The organism is Streptomyces gossypii, from assembly GCF_025165795.1.
GTDB lineage: Bacteria > Actinomycetota > Actinomycetes > Streptomycetales > Streptomycetaceae > Streptomyces > Streptomyces gossypii.
This window is the reverse complement of sequence record NZ_JAJAGO010000011.1, coordinates 15,005-39,328: the sequence shown is the minus strand read 5'-3', so window position 1 is coordinate 39,328 and position 24,324 is coordinate 15,005. Positions and strand designations below refer to the sequence as shown.

The following is a 24,324-nucleotide window of genomic DNA, read 5'->3' as shown; positions in this document are numbered from 1 at the left end:
GCCCGGACCTCCCGCCCGGCCAGGGGTGCGTCCTGCCCGGGGGGAGCCAGCCCCCGGGCACCCCAGCCCCCGGCCGGGCGCAGCCCCTGCTGATCCGGTGGCCTCCGACGGGTGCGCGCGGAGACCGGCCTCCGGCCCGCGGCAATTCCCCGCTTGCCGCCCGCCGGGCGAGCCCTGCTCCTCGGACAACTCTCACAGGGCTGTTCGCGAGCGGGCATTCGGTGCCCGCACGGCGGAGCCCGCTCCTCCGGTGCGCGGCAGTGTGTCGGCTTGCCGCCCGGTGTGGGCGGGCCGGCGGGGGGCCGGTGGCTGCCGTGCGCTCGAGCACAGGTAAGGCCCACAACTCCTTACGCCTTGCGGCCGTCCGGGGAGCCGTGGCTATCGTGGCGTTCGAGAAGGGGCGTGACCTGCCTCTTCGGGGACCCTGCGGGGGCCCACTGAGGGGACGGCGAAAGGCGCGCAGGCATGACGGGCGAACATCAGGGCGGAAGATCACGGCGCGACGGCGGGAGCGGACCCGGCACGGGTCCGCTCGACGCGGATTCGCCGGGCGGCCCGTGGCCTGCCGCCCCGGTCACCGATGCGCCGGTCACCGATGCGCCGGTCGCCGATGCGCCGGTCGCCGACAACCCGGCCAGCGCCGCCCCGGAGGCGGCGGCTTCGGGGCCGGGCAGTACGGAGGCGGGCGCCGGGGGAACCGGTGCGGCCGAGGATGGTCCGGGGCCGGGTGCGGGTGGGCCGGAGCGGGGGGAGAGGGCCGCCGGGGCCGCCCGCGCCCAGCCGCCCCGTGGGGTGATCGGCAAGGACGGCGCCGTGCCCTCCTTCGGCGCCGTGGACGGCTCGGTGAGGCCGCCGGAGCCGCCCGCCCCCGCCGTCCGCGTGCGCGGGCTGTGGAAGCAGTTCGGTGAGCAGATCGCCGTCGGCGGGATCGATCTCGAACTGCCCGCAGGCCAGTTCGTCGGGCTCGTCGGCCCCAACGGCGCGGGCAAGACCACCACCCTGTCCATGATCACTGGCCTGCTGCGGCCCGACTCCGGCACCGTCGAGATCGCCGGGCACGACGTATGGCGCGACCCGGTCGCCGTGAAGTCCCGCATCGGCGTCCTGCCCGAGGGGCTACGGCTCTTCGAGCGGCTCTCCGGCCGTGAGCTGCTCGGCTACATGGGTGCCCTGCGCGGTCTGCCCGACGAGGAGGTGCACCGGCGTACGACCCAGCTGCTGGACGTGCTCGATCTCGCGGGCTCCCAGCACAAGCTGGTCGTCGACTACTCCACCGGCATGCGGAAGAAGATCGGGCTGGCCTGCGCACTGCTCCACAATCCCGAAGTCCTCTTCCTGGACGAGCCGTTCGAGGGCGTCGATCCGGTGTCCGCTCAGACGATCCGCCGGGTGCTGGAGCGGTACACCGGCTCGGGTGCCACGGTCGTCTTCTCCAGCCATGTGATGGAACTCGTCGAGTCGCTGTGCGACTGGGTGGCGGTGATGGCCACCGGAAAGATCCGTGCACACGGCACCCTGGCCGCCGTACGGGGCGAGGCGCCCTCCCTCCAGGAGGCGTTCCTCGAACTCGTCGGCGCCGGCGCCCGCTCGGCCGCCGGTGACAGCCTGGACTGGCTGGGCGGCGGCGCCCGATGAGCGCTGACACCCGCTCCGTCCCGGCAAGCGGTCCGGCGGGCCCGGCGGGCCCGGCCGAGGCGGCCGACGCCGCCCCCGCACGGACACCGCACCCCGCCCCCGTCTTCGTACGGATCAAGCTGTCGCTGCTGCGCAACGGCCTGCACCAGTCCACCACCCGCACGGCGGCTTTCGTCACCTCCATCGTGCTGGCCCTGCTGGTGGCCGCACTCCAGCTGCTCGGCCTGGTCCTGCTGCGCGGCCATGAGCACGCCGAGGACGTCGTCCTCCCGCTGACCGCGCTGCTCGCGCTGGGCTGGGCCGTGATGCCTCTCTTCTTCCCTGGTGGGGACGAGACGCTGGACCCGACCCGGCTGGTCATGCTGCCGCTGCGCCCGCGCCCGCTGGTGACCGCGCTGCTCGTCGCGTCGCTGGTCGGCATCGGGCCGGTGTTCACCCTCACCCTGCTGCTGGGTGCGGTGATCGCGGTGGCGCACGGCTGGGCCGGGGCGGCGGTCGCCGTGCTCGCCCTGCCGGTGGCCCTGCTGCTGTGTGTGGCGCTGGCACGGGCCGTGGCCACGGCGAACGTCCGGCTGCTGACCAGCCGCAAGGGCCGCGATCTGGCGCTGCTGAGCGGCCTGATCATCGCCGTCGGCGCGCAGCTGTTCAATCTGGGCTTCCAGAAGCTCTCCGAACCGGACGGGCTCTCCCTGCTGGAACCGGCGACGGAGGTGCTGCGCTGGGTGCCGCCCGCCGCCGCGGTGGGCGCCGTACGCGCGGCGGGCGACGGCTCGTACGCGCTGGCGCTGGCTCAGCTCGCGCTCTGCGGGGTGGCGCTCGCGGGCACGCTGTGGTGGTGGCGGCGCAGCATGGAGCGGCTGATGATCTCGCCGGACTCCTCGACCTTGCAGGCCGCCGAGCCGCAGCGTGCGGGCGCGGGCGGCGACGGTGTCACCGGCGGGTCGACCGGCCGGGCCAGCGGCGCGCGGGGCCTCGCGGCGCTGCTCCCGGCGGGCCGTACGGGCGCGGTGGCGCTGCGCTCGCTGAGGTACGCGTGGCGCGACCCGAAGACCAAGGTGGGCTGGGGGGCGTCGCTGGGCGTCGGCATCCTGCTACCGGTGGTGTTCGCGGTGCAGGGCAACGGCAGCGTCTACAACGTCTGCTGGGCGGCGGGCATGCTCGGGCTCCAGATGTACAACCAGTTCGGGCAGGACAGTTCCGGCTTCTGGATGGTGGCCTCCACCGTCTCCTCGGCGCGCGACGCCGCGAGCGAGCTGCGCGGGCGGCTGCTGGCCATCGCGGTGGTCGGCGTCCCGTACGTGGTCGCGGTGTCGCTGCTCTCGGCGCTGCTGATGGACGACTGGGCCACGCTGCCGGAGGTGCTGGGGCTCGCTCTGGCGCTGCTGGGTGCGCTGCTGGCCACCGGGGTGGTCTCCTCCGCCTACTTCGCGTACTCGATTCCACAGGACAGCGGCAAGAACGTTGCGCCCGGGCAGGGTTCGCTCGCGTATCTGAGCATTTTCGGCGGCATGCTGGTGGGCGTGGTCCTCGGTGCGCCGCTGCTGGCCGCCACGATCTGGATGCATCTGTCGGGGGCGCATGACGCGCTGTGGCTGATTCTGCCCGCGGGGCTGGCGTACGGGGCCGGGCTGTGCGGTCTCGCGCTGCGGTTGATGGCGCCTCGGGTGGCGGACCGGCTGCCGGAGATCCTCACGGCGGTGAGCCGGGGCTGACGCGGAGTCGCTGATGCGGAACAGCAGTTGACGGTGGAGATCCGCAACGCAGGGGAACCGGGTCGGGGAGAGCCGGGTCGGGGAGAGCCGGGGCCGGGAGCGGTCGGGCCCCGGCCTGGTTCAGGCCGTTCGGCTGGGACGCACGGCCTCCGTGCCGGAGTCGTCCGGTTCGGTCGGGCTGTTCAGGCCGTTCGGGCTGTTCGGGCGGAGCAGGAAGGCCCACAGCACGAGTGCCGCCTCCGCACCGCAGATGGCTACGCCGACGGGTATGTGCACCGCAGTCTCCCCGTTGGCGCCCAGTACCGCCTGTGCAACGGTCAGCAGCAGGACCACGACGGTCAGCGGGATCGGCCAGCGCAGTTGGCGGTTGCGGCGCCAGAGCAGCACCGCCCCCACGATCTGAAGCGCCGTCAGCAGGACGAGCAGCCCGGTGTTGGCCTCGTGCCAGCTGAGCTTTCCGCTGTCGCCGGTCATGAACTGACCGGCCAGCGCGGCCTGTACGAGGGTTTCGATGCAGGCAAGTAAGGTCACCGTCCGCAGCAGCCGGACGGTTCCGCGGCCGTTCACCGCCTGGACGGGGTAGGCGGGGCCCGTCGGCCCGGCAGCGGCTGATCCGCCACCTGATCCGGTACTGGGCGGCGTGCCTTCAGTCGTCGCGCGCGTCATGAAAAGTCCCGTTCCTTCCTGTGGTGGGTGCATGGCGTTCTTGCGCGGCTTTCGCACCGCCGGGCGATTCTACTCGCGCTGTGCGATCAACTGAGTGCCCCCCGTGGTCAGTTGGGCGGCCGGTCACCGGGCAGCTGCTTCGCGTCAGTCCCGGGTGGCTGACTCGATGTCGAGCAGCGTGCCGAGCTTGTCCGGATTGCGCATGACGTCCACGGCGGTGATCCTTCCGTTGTCGAAGGTCAGCGCGACCGTCGACAGGCGGCCGTCCTTGCCCCGGATGACGAGTCCCGGAGCACCGTTGATCACGGCCATCAGCGGCGTTTCCGGCAGCTGACGGGAGAAGGCGAGAAGGACCTTCGCGACGTTGAGCGCGCCCCGCTCGATGTAACCCAGCGCACCGACCTTGCCGCCGCCGTCGCCACGGCACACGACTTCCGGGTCGAGCAGTGTGACCAGTCTGTCCAGCTCGCCCTGCCGGCAGGCCGTCACGAAGGCGGCGACCAGCTCCCGCTGCTGGCCGTCGCTCGGCGGAAACCGCGGCTGGCCGTCCTCGACATGCCGACGGGCGCGCGACGCGAGCTGCCGTACGGCGGCGGGGGAGCGGCCGACCACCTCGGCCACCTCCGGGAAGGAGAGGCCGAAGATGTCGTGCAGCAGGAAGGCCGTCCGCTCGGCGGGCGAGAGCTGCTCCAGTACGACGAGCAGCGCCATGCTGACCGACTCGTCGAGCGTGATCTGCTCGACGGGGTCGAGGTCGCCGCGAGTCCCTGGCTGTTCGACGAGGGGCTCGGGCAGCCAGGTTCCGACGTACTGCTCCCGCCGGGCGCGGGCGCTGCCCAGCGCGTCCAGCGCCAGACGTCCGACGGTCCTGGTCAGCCACGCGCCGAGGTCGTGGATGGCCGCCGGGTCCGGGACGCGACGCAGCCGCAGCCAGGACTCCTGGACACAGTCCTCCGCCTCGGTCAGCGATCCGGTTGTGCTGTACGCCACCCGCAGCAGGCGCGGCCGGTACGCCTCGAACGCCCGCGCGAGCGCGTCCTGGTCGTACCCCTCCGCCCGGCCCTGCTCCTGCCTCTGCTGTCCGTGCCCCTGCGGGTCCCGCTGACCCGGCCTCATCGCGGCTGCTCCGCGGGCCGGGGCGCGAGCGGCGTACCGCCCCGCACGCCGGCGGGCTCGGTGGCTGGCCCGGCCGTCAACCGGAAGTACTCCATGGGCATACGGTCGCATCCAATGGCAATTCTCATGCCCTGAGGACGACGCAGCGCTCCGATGTGTGACATCCGCCGCGCCTCCCAGGATTTCCCCCCGCCCCACGGGTTTCCCCCGCACGCCCTGCCGCCCAGCGTCCCCCTGCCTCACCTACGCCCCCCGCGCGCCGTGCGCCCCGTACGCGCCCCGCGAGCGCGGTCAGCCTCGCGAGCGGCTCCCCGCCGCTGCGGTCGCCGCAGCCCTCCCTGCTGCGGCCGCCGGTGCAGGGGAGGACGAGGGTGGCGGCGAGGGCGGGACCGGTCCGCTGGACCTGGCGGCGCCGTGGCCGCAGGCGTACGCCAGCGCGGGGAGCAGCTCCTCCGCGTCCGGCAGCCAGCGGTTCGCCGCCGTCGGCCGGAGCGCCCACTGCATCGAGCCCCTGCCGCCGAGCCGGGTCGGCGGTGCCGCGATCCAGTCGCCCTCGCCGCGCGCGACGAGGTCCAGCCGCGCCGGTGACCAGCCCAGCTTCCGTACGAGGCCCGGAAGCTTCGGCGCCGCGCCGGGCAGTACGAAGAAGACCATCCGGCCGTCCGGGGTGCTGATGACCGGGCCCGGCGTGCGCCCGGTGCGCGCCATCCGGGCGGTTGCCAGGCAGCCTGCGGTCTCGGGCACGTCGAGCGCGTCAAACGTACGGCCGGTCGGCAGGAGTACGGAGGCCCTCGGCTCGCGGGACCACAGGCGGCGTGCGGCCGTCGCACTGCCGGCCGCCTCGCCTGCCCAGCGCACGCCCGCGGGGTGTGCGCCGGGGGCGGTGCAGGCGGCGTCCTCGCAGCTGCACCGCAGGATTCCGCCGACGGGGGTGAGCCAGGTGCCGGGGAAGACGTCCCAGCGCCGGTCCTCCGCGTACCGCACGGCGTGCTCCAGTGGCGTTCCGGCCTGCGGCCGGGCTATCTGTCCGATGATCGTGGCGGGTGCCGGAACGGGGGGCGCTGTGCCGAGGGGGGCGCCAGGGGCGCCCGGGGTGACGGCTGCGACGGGGGAGGTGTTTCCGCGGGTTTCTTCCATGCAGGTCCCAACTCCCCTTCTGTACAAGGGTTACGGGGGCGCGAGCTCTCGCACGAGCAGCAACGTTCCGCCGTCTGGGGCGCACCGGAGCATCTGCGGGGGCGCGTATGGGGATTACTGGTGGTGTACGGGTAGTCACCCTCCGGTCCATTGCGCCGCATCGTGCCGGAATTCCCGGTATGTGCGCTGGGCAGTGATCATCCGTGACATTCGGGAGCATCGGGAGAAGGGGGATCACATGGCCGCCAGGCCACTGGTCGCGAGGCAGCCGAACGAAAGGCTGCAGGCACTCATCCAGGAAGCCGCCTGCTCCAACGCCGGTCTCGCCCGCCGCGTCAACGTGTGCGGGGCCGAGCACGGGCTCGACTTCCGCTACGACAAGACATCCGTCGCCCGCTGGCTGCGCGGTCAGCAGCCGCGCGGGCGGGCGCCCGCCGTCATCGCCGAGGCGCTGGGGCGGAAACTCGGCCGTCCGGTCACGCTCGACGAGATCGGCATGGCGAACGGCAAGAACCTCGCCTCCGGCGTGGGCCTGCAGTTCGCCCCCACCGTCCCGGCCGCCGTCGAGCAGGTGTGCGAGCTGTGGCGCAGCGACGTGGGGCGCCGCGACTTCCTGACCGGGTCGACGGTCGCCACCACCGCGCTCGTGGAGCCGAGCCGCGACTGGCTGATCACCGCCCCGGACGAGGCGGTGTCCCGTACGGCGGGCGGGCGGGTGGGTACGGCGGACGTGGCGGCCGTGCAGTCGATGACCGACGCCCTCTCGCAGCTGGACCACCGGCACGGCAGCGGCCATGTCCGCCCGGTCGTCGTGCACTATCTGAACAGCGTGGTCTCCGGGCTGCTGGCGGGCTCGTACCGGGAGGACGTCGGCCGGGCGCTGTTCGGAGCGGTCGCCCGGCTCACCGAGCTGGCGGGTTATATGGCCGTCGACACCGGGCAGCCCGGCCTCGCCCAGCGCTATTACATCCAGGCGCTGCGGATGGCCCAGGCGGCGGGTGACCGTGCGTACGGCGGCTATGTGCTGGCCGCGAGCATGAGCCACCTGGCCGCCTCACTCGGCAGCCCGCGTGAGATCGCCCAGTTGGCGCGCGCCGCACAGGAGGGTGCGCGGGGGCAGGTGACGCCGCGCGCGCAGTCGATGTTCCTGGCGGCGGAGGCGCGGGGGCATGCCCTGATGGGGGACTCGCGGTTCTGCCATGCGGTGGCAGGGCAGGCGCTGAAGGCGCTGGAGGCGGCGGAGGCGCAGGCCGACTCCGGTGACGATCCGGTGTGGATCGCGCACTTCGACCGTGCCTATCTCGCGGACGAACTCGCCCATTGCCACCGGGATCTCGGCCAGTCGCAGGGCACGATCGAACGCGCGCGCGAGTCCCTGGCCGGGCACTCGGAGGGGCGCGCGCGGCGCCGGGCCATCGGACTGTTTCTGCTCGCGGACGGGCAGTTGCGGCAGCGTGAGGTCGAGCACGCCTGTCATACGGGGGCAAAGGCGGCGGAAGTCCTCGCCGGACTGCGTTCCGACCGGGGGGCGGAGTATCTGGACGACTTCCAGCAGCGACTGGTGCCGTACGCGAAGGTGCCGGTCGTCGCCGAGTTCACCGCACGCGTGGAGCTGAGGGCGGTGGCATAACGGGGTATTTAGGAGCCTGGTACCGCAATGCGAGGGTGGGGAGGTTCCCCATGATCGGGGCTGTGGTCGACAGTTCGAGCGACCCGGTAGCGTGAGCCGACCGTTCGGCAGTCAGGCTTATCGAGGAGTCCCGGTGACAACGCACAGCGGACACGGACAGGGCGACGAGCCCCCGTACGAGGGTGTCGTGCTGCCGTCGAGCGGCGAGCCGTGGATACCCGACCAGCCACGGCCACCGGCGGCCCCGCAGCCCGCCCAGGGCCAGCCCTGGGGGCAGCCCTGGGGTCCGGGCGGCCCGGAGCCCGAACAGCCCCCGCCGCCCTACGGCGCGCCCCCGGCTCCCCCTGGACCGCCACCGGCGGCACCCCCGCCCCAGGGCGGTTACGGGTACCCCGGCAGCCCCCCGGCCCAGGGCGGTTACGGGTACCCCGGCCCTCCGCCGCAGGGCGGGTACGGGTATCCCAGCGCCCAGCCCGACCAGGGCGGGTACGGCTACCCCGGCCCGCAGTCCTCCGAGGGCGGTTACGGCTACCCGGGTCCCCAGCCGCAGAGCGGCTACGGCTACCCGGGCCCGCAAGCGCAGGGCGGTTACGGCTATCCCGGCCCGCCGTCCGGCACCGGTCAGCCCGCGCAGGCCCCGCCGCCCGTGCCGCAGCCGCCTGCGAACTGGCCGCCCCGCCCCGGCGGGCAGCCGCCCCACCCCGGCCCGCCGTCGCACGGCGCGCCCGGCGGCCCGCCGCCCCCGCAGGGCCAGCCCCCGCAGAGTGCTCCGCCGGAGCACGCGGGCCCGCCCTCCCACGGCGGGCCCGCGTTGCAGGCCGGTCCGTCGTCGGCGATGGGGCAGTTGCCGTCCGGGAGTGGTCAGCCCTCACACGCCGGTCAGTCCGGGCGTCCCGGTCAGCCGTCCGCTCCGCTGCCGCCCGCCGGACCTCCGCCCAACGCACCCCCGTCCACCGCGCTGCCCCCGCCACCGGGTGGTTTCCCGCCGCACGCCGGGGATGCTGAGTCCACGCAACTTCTCCCGCCGCAGCCGCCCGCCGGGGCCCCGGCGCCCGGGCAGGGCACGGGGGGAGGGGGCGGCCGGCCCCCGGCGGCCCCCGGAGCACTTCCGCACGCCCCCGCTGACGGTGACGCCGAGTCGACGCAGATGCTGTCCCTGGGGCCGCTGTCGCGGGGCGCGGCTCCGCTTCCGCCGCCGGGGGCACAGCCCGGCACACAGCCGGGGATGCAGCCCGGTGCGTGGCCGCCGAGCGCCGCCGGACGCCCGCTCCCGCAGGACTCCTTCACCGAACAGCTGCGTCCGCAGCCCGCGCACGACAGCGCGGACGCCGAATCGACTCAGCTCATCCCGCCCTTCCGCGCCGGAGCGGAGCCGGGCTACGGGGCGGATTCCGCCGCGGAGTCCACGCAGTTGCTGCCACCGCAGCGGGGCAACGCCGATCCGGAGGCGACGGCGATGCTGCGCAGCCCGCTGCCGCCGGAGGCGAGCGGAGGGGACTCGCGGCCGCCGCAGCCCCCGCCGGGCCCGCCGGGCGGCCCACCGCCGGCCAGGGCCACTCCGCCGCCGCCCCCGGGTGCCCCGTACGGCATTCGCCCCGGCGCGCCGGAGGACCGGCAGCCGCCCGCCGAGTTCGACAGCCTCTTCCGGTCCGACCCGGCGCCCGGCGGAGCCGCCCCCCAGCAGGGGCAGCGCGCGCCGCAGCAGCACGGTCAGCACGGCAGACCGGGCCAGCAGCCTCCCCCCATGGATTCCGGTGAGGCGGGGGCGACCCAGAGCATGCCCCTGTTCGACCCCGCCGCACACCAGCAGGGCCCCGGGCCCGCCGCCTCGTACGAGCCGCATGGCGCCCCGTACGAGGCGGGCCGTGCCGCACGGCGCACCGCCGAGCGCGGGGAGGGCGGTAGCCGCATTTCGCCCGCCGTGCTCATCGGGGTGGGGGTCGCCGCGCTCATCGTTGTCGGGATCGGCGCGGGCGCCGCCCTCAGCGGCGGCGGCGGTGGTGGGGACGAGGACGACGCCAAGGACGCTCCCACCCCGTCCAGCGCCCCGCCCACCGAGAAGTCGCCCGCTCCGGTGACCGCGGAGACCCAGGCGAAGAAGCTGGACAAACTGCTGGAGTCGAGCAACAACAGCCGTACTTCGGTGATCAACGCCGTCCAGAACATCAAGCAGTGCAAGAAACTCGGTGCTGCCGCCACTGACCTGCGCGCCGCCGCCGAGCAGCGCAAGGGACTGGTCACCAAGCTGGGCGAGCTGGAGCTGGGCAAGGTCCCGGACAACGCCGCGCTCAGCGACTCCCTCACCCGCGCCTGGAAGGCTTCCGAGCGGGCCGACCGGGCGTACGCCACCTGGGCGGATCAGGTGGCCGGGAAGAAGGGCTGCCCGAAGGGCAATCCGCGCTCGACGCAGCAGCAGGTGGCAGGGACGACCGCGAGCGGCGAGGCGACGGGTGCGAAGAAGGAGGCGGCCGGGCTGTGGAACCCGACCGCCCGGGAGTACGGGCTGAGCGAGCGCAAGTTCACCCAGCTCTGACCGGAGGACGACGTGCGCCGGGCAGCAGCCGCCCGGCGCAGGGCCCGTGCACCGACCCCGCCTGGGGCCCCTGGGCCGGCTCGCCTCAGTTGTCCGTGACGCTGTCCTCCCGCCCCGCCTCCAGCGACTCCTCCACGTCCACGAACCCCTTGCGCACCGACACCACCCGGCCCTGCCGCACCCGCTGGTAGGTCACCTGGGTGTTCACGATCCGCGGGAAGTCGTGCGCGGCGAGCAGGTCCTCGTAGTGCCAGCGCAGGTCGGGGGTGAGCCCGCCGGTCGGGATCGGGCGCCCCTCGTCGAGCGTCTTGCGCAGGCTCTCCGTGGTGACCGCCGCGCCGTCGTCCAACGATTCGAGCGCGGTACGCAGCACCGTGTAGGCGATCCAGGTGGTCTGCACGCCGGGGTCGGCGGTGTCGATCCGGTTGTCCTTGAAGGCGTGTTCCCGCACCACCTTCTTCATCGGGTTCCAGCGCGGGTCGTCCGCGCCCGGGTACCAGCCCGTCGCGTACGTGCCGTCCAGCGGGCTGTCCGCCCCGCCCGTACGGTCCACCAGCGACTGCCGGACGCTGCCCAGCACCGAGGCGGTACGGATCTGCGGGTCGTTGCCCTGTATCCGCCGGAAGGAGTCGAAGAAGGTGTCCGTGCGCCCGCCGAGCACCGCGGTGATGCAGGCGCCGCCCCCCGCCCCGCCGCTGCCCACCGCACTGCCGCCCGCCGCCCCTTCCAGGGCCTGCTGGGCGGCCGTCCGGTAGGAGGTGGCGTCCTCCGGCGCGCGGATGTCCGAGACGGGTGCGGCGCCTGCCGCTCCACCGTCCCGCAGTCCGGAGTTGAGCAGCGGCGGGAGCTGGTCGCCCGCGGTGGTGTCCGGCCGTACGAGGGAGACGCGTCCGCATTCACCGGCGGCCAACTGCCGCCCGTTGCCCGCTACGAGCGCCGGAAGGCCGCCGTTGACGGGGTAGGAGAGCGGGCTGGTGAACTCCTCGTCGGCGAGTCCGTAGCCCCCGATATAGGGGATGCGGGCCCCCTCCAGCGGCGACATGAAGGAGCGGCCGTGCTGGCTGTAGGAGCCGACGACAGCCACCGCGTCTTCCTTGACGGCACGGCTCGCGCAGCGTGCGGCCTTGACGGTGTCGTTGTGGTCGTTGCAGGTCAGTACTTCGAGCCGGCGGCCGTTGATGCCGCCCTCCGCGTTGACCCAGCGCGCGTACGCCTCGGCCATCGCGGGCATTCCGGGCATGTTCGTCGCTTTGGTCTTGTCGGGGGCCCAGGTCATCACGGTTATCGGGTCGTCTCCGGCCTCGGCCGTTCCCGGGAGGAGTGAGCAGCCGCTGAGCAGTGACGCGAACGCGGCCGTGACGGCGGCGAGGGCGGTAACCTTGTGAGCACGGCGCCGAGCAGTCATGTCTGAGCACGATGCCGCGCGGGGCATAACTGGGAAGTGATGTCCGGCCAACGAACGGTGACGACAGAGTGAATTACGGGGGGCCGGTGGGTGGGGGTACCGGAGAACGTATGGTCGAGCACCATGCAGCAAGCTTCGGAGAGGTCTTCCCGTCGTGGCCGTCGGTCCACCACCATGGACGCCATGCCCGTCAATGACATGCCCTGGTGGCGCTGGCGCAGTAACGTGCGCTCGGCACTGCACATGCTCTCCGACCCCGCGTTCCAGCAGAACTGCTGGCTGACGGGCCAGCCAGGCTACGGCGACGTGACCGACGCGGTCTACCGCCTCGTCGAGGACACCTGGCTGGACAGCTGGTCGGCCGAGAAGTACGTCGGGACGATCTTCCGGGATTCGCAGGAGGCCGCCCTCGTCGACACGGCGGTGCTGCGGGTGCTGCGCATCATGCACCAGGTCGGCGCCGACGCCCCCGTCGCGACGTACATGGAGCACCACGGCTGGCCGGAGGCCGTCCGCTCGGCGCGCGAGGCACACCTGCGGCTGGCGGTGAACGACGGGGACGACCCGGACGTGCCACCGAGCTCGCTGGACGCGCTGGCGGTCCTGCTGCGTGCGGTCTGAGCCGGCCGCCCCTGTGTGTGCCAGGCTGGGAGCATGAGCGAGGCCGAAGAGTTTGTCCTTACCCTCTCCTGTCCGGACAAGCAGGGGATCGTGCACGCCGTGTCCAGCTTCCTGTTCATGACCGGATGCAACATCGAGGACAGCCAGCAGTTCGGGGACCGGGACACCGGGCTGTTCTTCATGCGGGTCCACTTCAGCGGCGGCGGCTCCGCGGGCGGCCCCGAGCACGCGGAGGGCGACGGCGCGGGGCCGGGCACCGAGCGGGAGAGCGCGGCTGATGACGCCGCCGCGTCCCTGACCACCCTCAGCAAGCTGCGGGCCAGCTTCGGCGCCATCGGCGACTCCTTCCGGATGGACTGGCAGCTGCACCGCGCCGCCGACCGGATGCGGGTGGTGCTCATGGTCAGCAAGTACGGCCACTGCCTGAACGACCTGCTGTTCCGCTCCCGGATCGGCGCCCTGCCGGTCGAGATCGCCGCCGTCGTCTCCAACCACACCGACTTCGCCGAACTGACCGCCTCCTACGACATCCCCTTCCACCACATCCCGGTCACCCGGGACACCAAGGCGGAGGCCGAGGCGCGGCTGCTGCGGCTCGTCGAGGACGAGGACGTCGAACTGGTGGTGCTCGCCCGCTACATGCAGGTGCTCTCGGACGATCTCTGCAAGGCGCTGTCCGGGCGGATCATCAACATCCACCACTCCTTCCTGCCGAGTTTCAAGGGCGCCAAGCCCTACCACCAGGCACACGCGCGCGGCGTCAAGCTGATCGGAGCGACGGCGCACTACGTGACCGCCGACCTCGACGAGGGCCCCATCATCGAGCAGGAGGTCGAACGGGTCGGCCATGAGGTCACCCCCGAACAGCTCGTGGCGATCGGCCGCGACGTGGAGTGCCAGGCGCTGGCCCGCGCGGTCAAATGGCACAGCGAACACCGCGTCCTCCTCAACGGCCGCCGCACGGTCGTCTTCACCTAGCGTTTCCCCGACGGACCTCCTCCCGGCCCGCTACGCCCCGACCCGGCGCGGCCGGTGTGCCGGCTTGGGGCCTGCGTCGCCGGGGTCCGGGGCTGGGCACGGTTTCGGGAAGGGGCGGGTCAGGGGAGAGGCCCCCGCAGGCGCCTCCCCGTCACAGATGCGAAAGCGACGCCGCAGCGAAAAGCACGTCCCGGATGGCTTCCCGGTCTCCCCACTGCCCGGCCGCGACTTCCTGTGGTGCCACATGCCCGGCCGCCAACTGGCAGAACTCCACCCCGTCCAGCGCCACATGCGCCACTTCTTCTTCCGGGGAGGCGCTCGCAGCGGGTGAGTCCAGCGGGATGTACCAGTCTCCGCCGCCGCTGCCTTCGACTTCCAGGTGGAGGGTGCGGCCCGGCGCTCCGGGTACGGAGAGCCGTTTGGCGGGTGTGGCGAGGCCCGAGCGTCTGCGGCTGGCGATGGTGCCGGGCAGCAGCCGGGCGGCCAGGTCGACGATCAGGTTCAGTTGGGGGCCCTGGGGCGGATCGTACGGATAGTCCACGGCTGCTGCGATGTCTCCTGCGTGCACCCAGCATTCGAAGGCGCGCTCGAGGAAGGCGTCTTTCACGGGGAGGGTGAACGTGCCGTAGGACGCTTCGAGTTCGGCGGTGCAGCGCCCGGCGAAGGAGACGGTGCGGATCAGCGAGTGGCCTTGTTCGCGCCAGGGCACGCGGATTGCCTGCGGGGTGTCGTCCGTCCCGACGGGGCTTGGGTAGGGAGGCCCGGTGTGGGAGCCGGTGCGCCATTGGGCTTCCGTACGTGCTTCGGGCCCCGCCCCGCGCGGCAGCGGGATCGTGCTCAGTGGGTCGGGCAGGCCCAGGGAGGCGGCGACCATGCCGTCCACGGCGAGCAGGTGGCCGATCACTCCGGCGACGGTCGTCTCGCGTTCGGTGACGCCCTGTTTGCCGTCGAACCAGTGCAGTCGGACGGGGGCGCGCCATTCCGCTTCAGCCATGTCGTGCAGCAGTGCGTCGAGCCGGGCGGTCTCCGCGTCGTAGGGAGCGGCCCATTCGGGCATCGGGACGCGGGCTGGTCTGCGGACGAGGCAGCCTGCCAGTACTCGGGAGCGCAGTTGCGGGTCGAGGTCGAGGTTTTCCTCGGGGCGCAGCAGGCCGACGGCGTCCCGGAGTCGCAGGGCTTCGTCGGCGCAGGCGGCGCACTCGCCGAGATGGGCTTCCAGTGCCGCCGCCTCTTCGGCGGTACAGGCGGCCAATGCCCAGGCGCCGAGCAGGGATTTCAGCACGCTGTGGTCGAAGACGGGCTGTGCTTGGGCCGTTTGTGCTTGGGCCGTTAGTGCTTGCCCTGCCTGGGTTCGGGCAGTCTGGGTCCGCCCCTCGGGTGGTGTGTGCTCGAGGTTCGGCCCAGGTGCCGGCGGTGGCGGCCAGTTGCCGTCCTCGGCGGCCCGCCGGGGTGTCGGTATACGGGACGGCCGGGGGCCGATGCCGCCGCTCGCGCCGTCGTTGCCCGCGCTGCCCGCGCCTTCGTCTCCGGGTGCGCGGCCCCTCTGCCCTTCGTCCGGGCTGTGGCCGGAGGGCTCGTACGGCCCGTTCACCGCGCTCGCCCGAGGCCCGGTGGGATGCGGGGTGATTCCGGTCCGGCTGGCAGCGGCCGGGTCGTGGCCGAGGAGAGCAGCTGGAGCCCCAGCCGCAGTCTGCGCCGCGCCTCGTCTTCTGTGACGCCCAGGTGCTCGGCTGTCTGACGGCAGTCGCGGCGCTGGAAGTAGGCGAGTTCGAGGGCGGCGCGCAGCGACGCGGGCATGGACGTCACGATGTAGTCGGCGCGGGCGGCGGCGGAGGCGGCGCGCACTTTCTCTTCGATCTGCTCGGGTGAGCCACCGTGCTGTTGCTGCCGGAGCCGGTACGCGGCCTGCCGCTGTGCGAGCGCGGCGATCCATGAGCGGAGCGAACCCTGCCGCGGGTCGTAGGCGTCCGGGTGTTCCCACACATGGGTGAAGACCTCCCGTGTCGTACGGTCTGCGGATTCGTCGTCGTCCAGCACGCGGTGGGCGAGGCTGTGGACCAGGGCGGCGTAGCGGTCGTAGAGCTCGCTCAGCGCCGCTGCCTCGCCTCGCGCCAGCCGCTGCTGCATCTTCCGGTCCCAACGCGGTGATGTGTCGTATGCCATGTGGCCCCGCTCCCCAAACGCCCTCGTCACCCCAGCCGTCTCCTCGAATGTAGTGCGGGGGGCTGACAACGTACGCCCCTTTGAGGCAATGTGCGCCCTAGAGATATTGCTGATGGTGTCGAACTCGTCACTTTCTGCTGATTTTTGTCGTTCGTGAGTGGTATTCCCTGCACGGATATGCCAGATGAGCGTGCTGTTCCGACTGGAACGAAGGGGAGGAACGGGTCGACCAGGGCATAGGGTCATGAGGTGAAGCAGTTTTGACCGCGGTCGGCAGGGCAGCCGAGACAGGGAAGGATCACTTCCGGCAGGCGATCGAGTTCGTTCGGTGAGCGAAAGGGAAGGGGCCACGTGTCGTTGAAAGTATGGGAGGAGGTGCGTGGGGAGTGGACTGTCCTGCGAGTGTCCGGCGAAATGGATCTGGTCACCTCGCCCGCCGTGCGGCAGCGCGTCCATGACGCTGTGGCCGAGGGCCGCCGCAGCCTCGTGCTCGACCTCTCCGAAGTGCTCTTCTGTGACTCCAGCGGAGTGGGTGTCCTGATCGCGTCCCGTCGGCTGATGCGCTCTTGCGCAGGGCAGTTGCGGCTGATCCTCCCCGCGCGCGGTGCCGAGGACGGCTCGCATGTCAACCGTGTGCTCGCCGCGCTCGGTGTGCGCAGGCTCTTCGACTGCTACCCAGACCTGCCCGCGGCGACCGGCCAGTCAGCCACGACGGGCCCGCTCACCGCCTGATCTTCACCGCCTGATCCTCAGTGCCGCCGCTTGCCGTTGCCGGTCACCGCGGTCGCTCACCGCTGCCTGCTGATCCCGAGTGACTGTCCGCGCCCGTACGTGATGTCCCACGACTCCCTGCGCGCCGCCGCCCGTGCCCTTTGCGCCCCGCCATGACCCCCTTCCACCCCTCCTGGCTGCGGAAAGCCCAGACCAGGTGTTGACGTGGAGTGTCCTCTTGATCACGCTTGGGTGAGCGATGCGTCGTGAGGGGAGTCGAGGAGCGGGCTGTCGCGCCCGAAGCCTCGGCGACTGCGGGTCGCGAGACGGCGTCGGCCTCCTCGGAGGCAGGGTCTGAGCGCCGGTCCGGGCGGTGGCCGTCCGTGTGGCGCCCGGTGGTACGCACGGGCACACCGCCCCGGGTGGGCCCGCGCGTGCCCACCGGCCCGCGCTCACCGGCCCGTGCCCACCGCCTGCGCCACCGCCGCGTCGGCGCCGCCCGTGCGGAAGGTCCGCCGGTACGCACTGGGTGACACCCCGAGAGCCGTCTGAAGATGCATGCGCAAGGCCGCGGCCGAGCCGAAGCCCGCCGCGGCCGCCACCTGATCGACGGGCAGGTCGCTGCTCTCCAGCAGGTGCCGGGCCCGTTCGACGCGCTGCCGAGTCAGCCACTGCTGCGGGCTCAGCCCGACCTCCTCACGGAAGCGACGCGTGAAGGTCCGTACGCTCATCGACTCGCGTGCCGCCAACTCCCGTAGCGCAAGCGGACGGTCGAGATGCTCCAGGGCCCAGGCGCGGGCCGTGCCGGTGCCGTGTATGCCGGGCTCGGGCATCGGCCGTTCGATGAACTGCGCCTGCCCGCCGTCCCGGTGGGGCGGTACGACCGTCCGGCGCGCGACGGAGTTCGCGACCGCCGAGCCGAAGTCCTCGCGCACCATGTGCAGGCACAGGTCGACGCCGGAGGCGACCCCGGCCGAGGTGAGCACCCTTCCGTCGGCCACATAGAGCACGTCCGGGTCGACCTTCACCTGTGGGAAGAGCTGCTGGAAGCGGAGGCAGGAGGCCCAGTGGGTGGTTGCCCGTTTCCCGTCGAGCAGCCCGGCTGCGGCGAGAACGTACGCCCCGGTGCAGATCGAGGCGATCCGGGCGCGGGGGCGGATGCGGGCGAAGGCGTCGGCGAGCGCCGGGCTCATGCTGCCGGTGGTGGACGGCTCGTCACTCTCGTGCGCCGCCGGGACGATCACCGTGTCGGCCTCGGCAAGCGCCTCGGGCCCGTGCTCCACGTTGACGCTGAAGTCGGCGTCCGTACGGACCGCACCCGGGGTGACGGAACAGGTGATCACCTCGTAGAGCGGTTCGTCCGCCGCGCTCTTGGCGCGGCCCATCATCCGGTGCGGGATGCCGAGTTCGATCGGCAGCAGCCCATGGCGGACGAACACGGCGACCCGGTGGCGGCCGTGGTGACGGAAAACACTCATGGCCCGATCCTCGCATATGGTGGCCGTCGGGCCACTCGTGCGGACGGGCCGGGCAGCCGAGAGTGAGCGCGTGACAAAGACACTCCCTCCCCAGTCCCCCGGTTCCGAGGCCGGGACCGGAGCCGGGAGCGACTCCCCGCGCCCCGGCCGCCGACCGCGCGTGCACCGTGCCTGGTGGGTCGCGCTCGTCTGCTTCGTCGCACTCATCGGGGCGGCGGGTTTCCGCTCCACGCCGAGCCTCTTCATCGACCCGCTGCAGGACGAGTTCGGCTGGTCGCGCGGCACCATCTCCGGCGCGGTCTCTATCAATGTCCTGCTCTACGGGCTCACCGCACCGTTCGCCTCCGCGCTGATGGAGCGCTACGGCATCCGACGCGTCGTCTCCTGCGCACTGTTGCTGATCTCGGCGGGCAGCGGGCTGACCGTCTTCATGACCTCCGCCTGGCAACTGATCCTGTGCTGGGGCGTGCTGGTCGGTCTCGGCAGCGGTTCCATGGCGCTGGCCTTCGCGGCCACCGTCACCAACCGCTGGTTCGTCCAGCGCCGCGGCCTGGTCACCGGCGTGCTCACCGCGGGCGGAGCGGCGGGGCAGCTGGTCTTCCTGCCGCTGATCGCCGTCCTGGTGGGGGGACCGGGCTGGCGGACGGCTTCGCTGATCGTGTCCGGGGCGGCGCTCGCCGTCGTACCGCTGGTGATGTGGCTTCTGCGGGACCGGCCCGAGGACGTCGGACTGCGGCCGTACGGGGCGGGCGACGACTATGTGACGCCCGAGGTCTCCACCACCGGTGCCGCACGCCGCACCCTGGGCGCACTCAACTCGGCCGTCCGCACCAGGGTTTTCTGGCTGCTCGCCGGTACCTTCGCGATCTGCGGCGCCTCGACGAACGGCCTCATCGGCGTCCACTTCGTCCCGGCCGCGCACGACCACGGAATGGCGATACCGACCGCCGCCTCGCTGCTCGCGGTGATCGGCGTCTTCGACATCATCGGCACCATCGCCTCCGGCTGGTTCACCGACCGCTACGATCCCCGGCGGCTGCTGGCGACGTACTACGCGCTGCGCGGGGTCTCGCTGCTCTTCCTCCCGATGCTCTTCACGGACGACTTGCAGCCGCCGATGCTCTTCTTCATCGTCTTCTACGGCCTCGACTGGGTGGCGACCGTGCCGCCGACGATCGCCCTGTGCCGGGAACACTTCGGCGCCGACGGGGCGATCGTCTTCGGCTGGGTGCTGGCGTCACACCAGATCGGCGCGGCGATCGTCGCGTTCCTGGCGGGCCTGGCACGCGACACCTTCGGCACGTACGACATCGTGTGGATCGCCTCGGGCGCACTGTGCGCGACGGCGGCTTTGATGGCCCTGGTCATCCGCCGGCGCCCGGAGGTCACGATCGCGGCCTGACGGACGCCTCCCGGCGGGGAGTCCGGCTCAGCCCCACCCGTGCAGCGTGATCTCCACCCGTGCCTGGGCCTGGGCCTGATGCTGACTCAGATAACTGTGCAGAGCACCGGCGCTGGAGGGCACGAACTCCCCGGGTATGGCGTCCGTATCCACCCAGCAGACCTGCGAGTGCTTATGGGGCTCACGGTTCTCCGGCTCGCCGGACCACCGGTCTGCGGCGAAGACGACGGTGAGGAAGCCGCCGGGGGCTTCGACACCCCGGGCGCTGTGGACGACATGGGCGATCCTCAGGGCCTCGGGCCGCACCGTCAGCCCCGTCTCCTCCCACAGCTCACGGACCGCGGTCCCGGTGACCGCCTCGCCCGGTTCACTCTTCCCGACAGGCAGATCCCACTTGCCCCGGGCGAACTTGGCCTGCTCGCCACGCTGGAGCAGGAGAACGCGGTCGGCGGCTGTGTCGTGCACGATGACGGCCGCGACAAGCAGCGTCATCGATTCCAGCGCGGGCCTGAGTACGCGGGGCTGCTCGTTGCCTTGAGTCACCACCCCACCGTTTCACGGACTCGCCGTTCTCCCGCGAAATGCGGTGCAGGTGCGCGATTCCGCCCAGCTGACGGCTCTCCTCGTGGATCTTCATCGGTCGACGGACTGACCAGGAAAGTGGCCCTCGCGTGGTCAAACCGTCGACCGATGAAGATCAGTGGTCGCTGGGAGGCGGTCCGGCAGGGTGGCGGGGCCGCGGAAGGTGCGGCGGTAGGCGCTGGGGGAGACGCCGAGGGCCGTCTGGAGGTGCTGGCGGAGTGAGGTGCCGGTGCCGAAGCCTGCCTGGGCGGCCACCCGGTCGACGGGCAGGTCCGTCTCCTCCAGCAGTTGCCGGGCCCGCTGCACGCGCTGCTGGCTGAGCCACCGGCCGGGAGTGAGGCCGACCTCCTCCCGGAAGCGGCGTGTGAAGGTCCGTACGCTCATCGACTCGCATGCGGCCAACTCGCCGAGGGTGAGGGGGCGGTCGAGATGTTCCAGGGCCCAGGCGCGGGCCGTGCCGGTGGAGGCGCGGCGCCCCGGCTCGGATACCGGGCGGGTGATGAACTGTGCCTGACCGCCGTCCCGGTGGGGTGGTACGACGGTGGTGCGGGCGACGTCGTTGGCGACGGCCGCCCCGTGGTCGCTCCGGATCATGTGCAGGCAGAGGTCGATCCCGGCCACCTCGCCCGCCGAGGTCAGGACGTCGCCCGCGTCGGTGTAGAGGACGTCCGGATCGAGGTCCACCGCAGGGTAGAGGGCCCGGAAGTGGTCGGCGGACTTCCAGTGGGTGGTGGCGCGCTTCCCGTCCAGCAGCCCGGCGGCGGCCAGGACGAAGGACCCGGTGCAGATCGAGGCGATCCGGGTGCCGGGGCGTATGCGGGCGAGGGCGTCGGCGAGCGCGGTGCCGAGCCGTCCCTCGCTCTCGGTCTCGTCCGCCTCGTGCGAGGCCGGGACGATCACGGTGTCGGCCTCGGCCAGCAACTCGGGCCCGCAGGCGACGCGGATCAGGAAGTCGGCATCCGTACGGATCTCGCCGGGGGCGAGTGCGCAGGTCACCACCGCGTAGAGCGGCTCACCGGCATCCGGCGCGCCGCGGGGCGCGACCGCGCCGCCGAACATCTGGTGGACCAGCCCCAGCTCCAGCGGCAGCACCCCGTGACGGACGAGGACGGCGACCCGGTGCCGACCGGGAGCGCCGAAGCCAGGTGCGGCAGGTGCGGCAGATGCGTCGGGCCGCTCGTGCGCGGCAGCCACAGCAGACATGGCCCGATTCTTTCACATCGTGTCCATGTGGCCAGTGGTCGCGCCGGGCAGTCGGACGCAGCATCGGAGGCATGAACATTCTCTGGATATTCGCCCACCCCGAAACCCGCTCCCTGAACGCCTCGCTCATGGCCGACGGCCTGCGCGCGCTGGAGGAGTCCGGCCACCGGACCCGCGTCTCGGACCTCTACGCAATGGACTGGAAGCCCACTGTGGACGCGGGGGACTTCCGTCGCGAGTCCACCGACCGGCTGTTCGTCGGCGCGGAGCAGGAGCACGGATACCGGGAGGGCAAGCTGAGCGATGACATCCTCGCCGAGCAGGAGAAGATCGCCTGGGCCGACGCGATCGTCTTCCACTTCCCGCTGTGGTGGTTCGGGCCGCCCGCCATCCTCAAGGGCTGGTTCGACCGCGTGCTCGTGCAGGGCTTCGCTTTCGGCGTCAAGGACGACCAGGGCGGCGTGCGGCGGTACGGGGACGGCGGGCTCGCCGGAAAGCGGGCACTGGTGGTCACCTCGGTCGGTGCCCGGGAGTCCAGCTTCGGACCGCGCGGCATCCACGGGCAGGTGGAGGAGGTGCTCTTCCCGCTGCTGCACGGCACGTTCTGGTACACCGGGATGGCCGCGCTGCCGCCGCTTGTCGTGTACGGCGCGGACCGTGCCACGGCCCAGGCCGCCGACGAGGCCGCCGCCCAGCTCCGGGAGCGGCTCCGGACGCTCCCCACGGCCACGCCGATCCCCTACCGGCACGAGCGGGGCGGCGCGTACGACGAGGACCTGGTGCTCCGCCCGGACGTCGCGCGGGGGCGTACGGGGGTAGGCGCGCACGCGGAGGGCGCCCCCGGCGCGGGGTAGGTTCGCATACCCGGCCGCCTGCGACTACCCGGCCGCCCGCGATCTCGCAAGCGTTCGCCGAGGGGGTGCGCGCGATACGTGACGAAGTGGGGCTCCCCGCAAACTAGTCTGGTGAGCAGCAAACGGGCAGCAAAGCTGTCACGGATCCGGAGGGGAGGGCGCCGAGGTGGGCGACGCAGCGTCGAAGGCCGGCCGCACCGGGCCCTCGGACTCCACTGCACCCGTCGGCTGGCGTCAGGCCCGGCCGGGGAGAGTGACCAGGGTCCTGGCCGGGGTGCTGGCCGTGCTGTGTGTGACGGTCCTGGTGAGCGCGGGCACCCTGCGCGGCACGGTGCTCAACCGCGGCTTCTACCAGGGCGTCCTGGACGACGAGCGGGCGTACGACCGGCTGTACGACGAGGTGCTCGTCGACCCGGAGGCACAGCCGGTGACCAGGAGCCTGCTGGCGCGTCTGCCGGTGCCCGAGTCGGTGGTGACGGCGAACCTCAAGACCGTGCTGCCGATGGCCACCGTAAGGAAGCTGACGGGCGATCAGATCGCCGCGCTGCTCCGCTACCTGCGGGGTGACACCGACAGTCTGAGCCTGTCGGTGGACCTCACACCGGTGCTGGCCAATCTGAGCGATCTGGGCGAGGTGTATCTGGGCAGCCTGGTTTCCGGCACCGAGGAGCGCACCGAAGCCGATCTGGACGCCGCCCTGGAGGCGATGGAAACCGCTCTCGACGATCTCGCCGCAGGCCGCAGGCCCTCCGGTCTGCCCCGCGTGGAGCTCGGCGACAAGGCGGTCCAGGACGCGACCCGCCTGCTGCTCTCCGGTGTGCCGAAGGGCGAACGGGAGGCGCTGCACGCCCAGGTCGAGGGGGCGCTCTCGGTGGGAGACGTGGCCACGGCCCTGGCCGCGGTCGGTCCGCATCTGCCGGGCACCACGGCAGGCACCGGCGGCGAGAAGGCGGAGCAGGACCTGCTCAAGATCACCGATGGCGGCCAGTGGAACGTGGCCGAGGACTTGCAGAACTCGGGCGCGGACACCGGCGCGCTGCATTCGGCACGCGGCATCACCCACCTCACCATGGGGCTGGTGCAGACGCTCGCCGCCGGTGCGGGCATCGCGGCGGTCGTCCTCCTGTGGCTCTTCGGGCCCCGGACCCGGGCGCGGCGCCTGCGTCTCCTCGCCCGCCTGCTCCTCATGGGCGGCGCCCTGACCGCCTCCGTCTTTCTGCTGGCACGGTGGCTCGCTGACGCCTGGCTGTGGACGCCGCCCGCCTCATGGCCGCCTTCGCTGGCCGCCCTGGTGACGGACCTGGAGCGGACGGGCCTCCGCTCTCTCGTCGACGCCGGACTGCTCGCCTCGCTCCTGCCGTTGGGCGCGGGCCTGCTGCTGTTCGTCGTCTCCGTCGCGTGGGAGCGGCGCGCCGCGGGCCGTTCGCTGTCGCTGCGTGCGCGGAAGGCCGCGCTGGGCGGTATCGGCGTGCTCGTCACGACGACGGTCGTCCTGGGCCCCGCCCTGCTGCCGACGGCGGCGAGGGGTTCGGAGCGGATCTACTGCAACGGCTCTGCCGAACTGTGCGATCTGCGCTACGACCAGGTCGCCTACCTGGCCAGCCACAACGCGATGTCGTCGACGGCCGACAAGTTCATCAGTCCGCTCCAGGACGCCGACATCACCACGCAGCTGGACAACGGTGCCAGGGCGCTGCTCATCGACACCCACACCTGGGAGCGTCCCGACGAGATCGCCGAGCGCCTGAAGCTCTCCGAGTTCGCCCCCGACATGCAGCGGCAGGTCACCGGGCTCATCGACAAGGCGAGCCCGCCCAGGCGCGGACTCTGGCTGTGCCATGCGATCTGCCGGGCCGGAGCCGTGCCTCTCGTCGAGACCCTGCGCGAGGTGGGCGACTGGCTCGAAGAGCATCCGGGGGAACTGGTCACCCTGATAACCCAGGACGGCATCAGCGGCGAGCAGACGGCCTCCGCGTTCCGGGAGGCAGGTCTGGAGGACCTGCTGTTCACGCCCGACTCCGATCCGGAAGCTCAGTGGCCCACCCTGGGGGAGATGGTCGAGGACGACACCCGCCTTGTCGTCTTCTCCGAGAGCCAGGACGGCCCGGCCCCCTGGTATCGCAACTACTACCGGTACGGCATGGAGACGCCCTACGCCTTCAGCTCCCCCGGGGAGATGAGCTGCGAGCCCAACCGCGGCGGCAAGGACAAGGGGCTGTTCCTGCTCAACCACTTCATCACGCACGGCGGCGGCAGCCGGATCGACGCCGAAGAGGTGAACGGCAAGGACTTCGTGCTGGAGCGGGCGCGTCGCTGCGAGGCCGAACGCGGACGGCCGGTGAACTTCATCGCGGTGGACTTCACGAACCTCGGGGACGCCCAGGCCGCCGTCGAGGCGCTCAACGCCGCCCGTACGTCCTGACGTTCCGCCGAGCCAGGGTAACGATTCGACAACGACATCGACTCGAATAGTCGCCTATGCCGTACATGAGCGCTTG

19 protein-coding genes are annotated in these 24,324 nt (G+C 72.2%); 10 read left to right on the top strand and 9 right to left on the bottom strand.

Annotated features, from left to right (window positions below; translation table 11 throughout):
- Positions 1–813 precede the first annotated feature (813 nt).
- Positions 814–1,635, top strand: a complete 822-nt coding sequence (locus tag LHJ74_RS22660; protein WP_311203343.1) for an ABC transporter ATP-binding protein — start codon at positions 814–816, stop codon at positions 1,633–1,635.
- Positions 1,632–3,347: a transporter gene (locus LHJ74_RS22655; protein WP_260219998.1), complete on the top strand. Its 1,716-nt coding sequence runs from the start codon at positions 1,632–1,634 to the stop codon at positions 3,345–3,347. The genes LHJ74_RS22660 and LHJ74_RS22655 overlap by 4 nt, the downstream gene beginning before the upstream one ends.
- A 120-nt stretch (positions 3,348–3,467) precedes the next feature.
- Here the strand turns inward: LHJ74_RS22655 and LHJ74_RS22650 are convergent, their stop codons facing one another.
- The 3 genes from LHJ74_RS22650 to LHJ74_RS22640 form a co-directional block, all read right to left on the bottom strand.
- Positions 3,468–4,013, bottom strand: a complete 546-nt coding sequence (locus LHJ74_RS22650; RefSeq protein WP_260219997.1) for a hypothetical protein — start codon at positions 4,011–4,013, stop codon at positions 3,468–3,470.
- A 144-nt stretch (positions 4,014–4,157) separates the two neighbouring features.
- Positions 4,158–5,129: an RNA polymerase sigma factor SigJ gene (sigJ, locus tag LHJ74_RS22645; protein WP_260219996.1), complete on the bottom strand. Its 972-nt coding sequence runs from the start codon at positions 5,127–5,129 to the stop codon at positions 4,158–4,160.
- 291 nt (positions 5,130–5,420) lie between these two features.
- Complete coding sequence (locus LHJ74_RS22640; RefSeq protein WP_260219995.1) at positions 5,421–6,266, bottom strand: bifunctional DNA primase/polymerase; 846 nt, start codon at positions 6,264–6,266, stop codon at positions 5,421–5,423.
- 238 nt (positions 6,267–6,504) lie between these two features.
- Between LHJ74_RS22640 and LHJ74_RS22635 the strand changes: the two genes are divergently transcribed.
- Positions 6,505–7,896, top strand: coding sequence for an NsdA family TPR-like regulatory protein (locus tag LHJ74_RS22635; protein ID WP_260219994.1), 1,392 nt, complete (start codon positions 6,505–6,507; stop codon positions 7,894–7,896).
- Between the two features lie 133 nt (positions 7,897–8,029).
- Complete coding sequence (locus LHJ74_RS22630; protein ID WP_260219993.1) at positions 8,030–10,429, top strand: hypothetical protein; 2,400 nt, start codon at positions 8,030–8,032, stop codon at positions 10,427–10,429.
- Positions 10,430–10,514: 85 nt separating this feature from the next.
- Here the strand turns inward: LHJ74_RS22630 and LHJ74_RS22625 are convergent, their stop codons facing one another.
- Complete coding sequence (locus LHJ74_RS22625) at positions 10,515–11,834, bottom strand: ABC transporter substrate-binding protein (RefSeq protein ID WP_260219992.1); 1,320 nt, start codon at positions 11,832–11,834, stop codon at positions 10,515–10,517.
- 123 nt (positions 11,835–11,957) lie between these two features.
- Between LHJ74_RS22625 and LHJ74_RS22620 the strand changes: the two genes are divergently transcribed.
- Positions 11,958–12,455, top strand: a complete 498-nt coding sequence (locus LHJ74_RS22620) for an SCO4402 family protein (protein ID WP_260219991.1) — start codon at positions 11,958–11,960, stop codon at positions 12,453–12,455.
- Between the two features lie 33 nt (positions 12,456–12,488).
- Positions 12,489–13,433, top strand: coding sequence for a formyltetrahydrofolate deformylase (gene purU / locus LHJ74_RS22615; protein WP_260219989.1), 945 nt, complete (start codon positions 12,489–12,491; stop codon positions 13,431–13,433).
- 151 nt (positions 13,434–13,584) lie between these two features.
- Here the strand turns inward: purU and LHJ74_RS22610 are convergent, their stop codons facing one another.
- Positions 13,585–15,024 (bottom strand): zf-HC2 domain-containing protein, encoded by a 1,440-nt coding sequence (locus LHJ74_RS22610; RefSeq protein ID WP_375546809.1) that lies wholly within the window; start codon positions 15,022–15,024, stop codon positions 13,585–13,587.
- Positions 15,021–15,596, bottom strand: a complete 576-nt coding sequence (locus LHJ74_RS22605) for a sigma-70 family RNA polymerase sigma factor (protein WP_260219988.1) — start codon at positions 15,594–15,596, stop codon at positions 15,021–15,023. The genes LHJ74_RS22610 and LHJ74_RS22605 overlap by 4 nt, the downstream gene beginning before the upstream one ends.
- A 351-nt stretch (positions 15,597–15,947) precedes the next feature.
- Between LHJ74_RS22605 and LHJ74_RS22600 the strand changes: the two genes are divergently transcribed.
- Positions 15,948–16,328, top strand: a complete 381-nt coding sequence (locus tag LHJ74_RS22600) for an STAS domain-containing protein (protein WP_260219987.1) — start codon at positions 15,948–15,950, stop codon at positions 16,326–16,328.
- Positions 16,329–16,759: 431 nt separating this feature from the next.
- Here the strand turns inward: LHJ74_RS22600 and LHJ74_RS22595 are convergent, their stop codons facing one another.
- Positions 16,760–17,785: a GlxA family transcriptional regulator gene (locus tag LHJ74_RS22595; RefSeq protein WP_260219986.1), complete on the bottom strand. Its 1,026-nt coding sequence runs from the start codon at positions 17,783–17,785 to the stop codon at positions 16,760–16,762.
- 70 nt (positions 17,786–17,855) lie between these two features.
- On the opposite strand from LHJ74_RS22595, the gene LHJ74_RS22590 reads away from it, so the two are divergent.
- Entirely contained in the window at positions 17,856–19,187 is a 1,332-nt protein-coding gene (locus LHJ74_RS22590) for an MFS transporter (protein ID WP_375546808.1), read from the top strand.
- Between the two features lie 27 nt (positions 19,188–19,214).
- Here LHJ74_RS22590 and LHJ74_RS22585 read toward each other — a convergent pair whose 3' ends face one another.
- A complete protein-coding gene (locus LHJ74_RS22585; protein WP_260219985.1) occupies positions 19,215–19,733 on the bottom strand; it encodes an NUDIX domain-containing protein in 519 nt (172 codons plus the stop codon).
- A 129-nt stretch (positions 19,734–19,862) separates the two neighbouring features.
- Positions 19,863–20,972, bottom strand: a complete 1,110-nt coding sequence (locus tag LHJ74_RS22580) for a GlxA family transcriptional regulator (RefSeq protein WP_260219984.1) — start codon at positions 20,970–20,972, stop codon at positions 19,863–19,865.
- A gap of 71 nt (positions 20,973–21,043) precedes the next feature.
- On the opposite strand from LHJ74_RS22580, the gene LHJ74_RS22575 reads away from it, so the two are divergent.
- Positions 21,044–21,826 (top strand): NAD(P)H-dependent oxidoreductase, encoded by a 783-nt coding sequence (locus LHJ74_RS22575; RefSeq protein WP_260219983.1) that lies wholly within the window; start codon positions 21,044–21,046, stop codon positions 21,824–21,826.
- A gap of 166 nt (positions 21,827–21,992) precedes the next feature.
- Positions 21,993–24,248: a PI-PLC domain-containing protein gene (locus LHJ74_RS22570; RefSeq protein WP_260219982.1), complete on the top strand. Its 2,256-nt coding sequence runs from the start codon at positions 21,993–21,995 to the stop codon at positions 24,246–24,248.
- Positions 24,249–24,324 lie beyond the last annotated feature (76 nt).